Below are 1,628 nucleotides of genomic sequence, written 5' to 3'. Positions count from 1 at the left end.
CCTGCCGAAGTGGTGGGCATGACGGACGAAGCTGGGACGGCGGAACCACTTGGAGCGGGCTCTTACGACGGTCGTAAGAGCGCGGTCCGAGCGCGGCCAGAGCGCGGCGTGGAAGTTCAGGTGCGGCCGGCGCGGCGACGGAACTGGCCGGACGAGGACAAGCTGCGGATGGTGCGCGAGACCCTGCAGCCGGGTGCGGTCGTGCAGGCGGTGGCGGATCGGTGTGGGGTGAGCACCGGGCAGCTCTACACCTGGCGCAAGGAGATGCTGGCGGCTGCGGTGTCCGGCTTCGTGCCGGTGGCGGTGACGCCGGAGGTGCCGCGGGTGGCTGCGCCGCTGCGGGAGGTGGCGGCCGAGACGCCTGGCGTGGTCGAGATCGCCTTGCCGTCCGGTGTGACGGTGCGCGCCAGCGGCCGGGTGGATATGGCGGTGCTGCGCGGCGTGTTGGCCGAGCTCGGTGGCCGCTGATGTTCGGCCCGCCTCCCGGCACGCGCGTCTACCTCGCCTGCGGCGTGACCGATATGCGGAAGGGCTTCGACGGCCTGGCCGCGCAGGCGCGGACGGTGCTGGCGCAGGATCCGTACAGCGGCGCGGTGTTTTGCTTTCGCGGCCGCCGCGGTGACCTGCTGAAGATCTTGGCCTGGGATGGCCAGGGACTGCTTCTCATCGCCAAGAGGCTGGAGAAGGGCCGGTTCGTGTGGCCGCAGGCGACGAGCGGCGTTGTTTCCCTGACCCCAGCCATGCTCTCGATGCTTTTGGAAGGGATCGACTGGCGCATGCCGGCCTGGACAGCACGGCCCGAGGTGGTCGGGTAACGGCATCCTCATTTGGGGCGACGCGGCGCGGTCGGCGGCGATTCGCGCGTGGCCCCAGAGCTCGACAGCGCTGCATTCCCCGACGACGCTGAGCGCATGCGCGCGCTGCTGGCGGAGCGCGACGCCGCCCTTGCCGAGCGCGATGCCGCGCTGGCCGAACGTGACGCGGCGCGAGCGGAGCGTGACGCAGACCGGCTGAGTGCCCGGCGCGAGATCGAGAAGCTGAAAGTGCAACTCGCAGCGCTCCGGCGCCACCGCTACGGCCGGTCCTCCGAGCGGCTGGCGGCCGAGATCGGCCAGCTCGAGATGCTCATCGGCGACCTCGAGGAGGACGCGGCCGAGCGCGAAGCCGCGGCGGCGGAGAAGAAGCGCCGGGCCAAGGGCCGATCGGACAAGCCGCGCAAGCCCGCCCTGCGCCGCCCCCTACCCGCGCACCTGCCGCGCGAGACGGTGCTGCATGAGCCTGTCCTCGCCTGCCGCTGCGGCTGCACCGACCCCGCCCGCCTGACCTGCCTGGGCGAGGACGTGACGGAGGTGTTGGAGAAGATCCCCGCCAGGCTGAAGGTGATCCGGCACGTCCGGCCGCGCTACGCCTGCCGGGCCTGCGAGGCGATGTTGCAGGCGCCCGCGCCCGCCCTGCCCATCGAGCGCGGCCGACCCGGGCCGGGACTTCTGGCGCATGTCCTGGTCTCGAAGTACCTGGACGGCCTGCCGCTCTATCGGCTCTCGGGCATCCTGGCGCGCGAGGGGGTGGAGATCGAGCGTCAGACGCTGGCCGACTGGGTGGGCCAGGGCGCCTGGTGGCTGCGCCCC

3 protein-coding genes are annotated in these 1,628 nt (G+C 72.4%); all 3 read left to right on the top strand.

All coding sequences use genetic code 11. The features are described from left to right. Positions 1-468: transposase (locus tag VF584_01525; GenBank protein HEX8208837.1), on the top strand; the 468-nt coding region annotated here is incomplete at its 5' end. After that, positions 468-815 carry an IS66 family insertion sequence element accessory protein TnpB gene (tnpB, locus tag VF584_01520; protein ID HEX8208836.1) on the top strand — a complete coding sequence of 116 codons (348 nt, stop codon included), beginning with the start codon at positions 468-470 and terminating at the stop codon, positions 813-815. The genes VF584_01525 and tnpB, both read left to right, overlap by 1 nt. A 96-nt stretch (positions 816-911) precedes the next feature. Continuing rightward, the coding region (locus VF584_01515) for a transposase (GenBank protein ID HEX8208835.1) at positions 912-1,628 on the top strand (717 nt) is incomplete at its 3' end.

This window comes from Longimicrobium sp. (assembly GCA_036389135.1).
GTDB lineage: Bacteria > Gemmatimonadota > Gemmatimonadetes > Longimicrobiales > Longimicrobiaceae > Longimicrobium.
Note: the sequence above shows the minus strand (reverse complement) of the source record. Positions and strands in the feature narration are given on the sequence as shown.

Excerpts from the sequence above, each read along its gene's own strand:
- tnpB (HEX8208836.1), top strand. The coding sequence starts at position 468 with ATGTTCGGCCCGCCTCCCGGCACGCGCGTCTACCTCGCCTGCGGCGTG.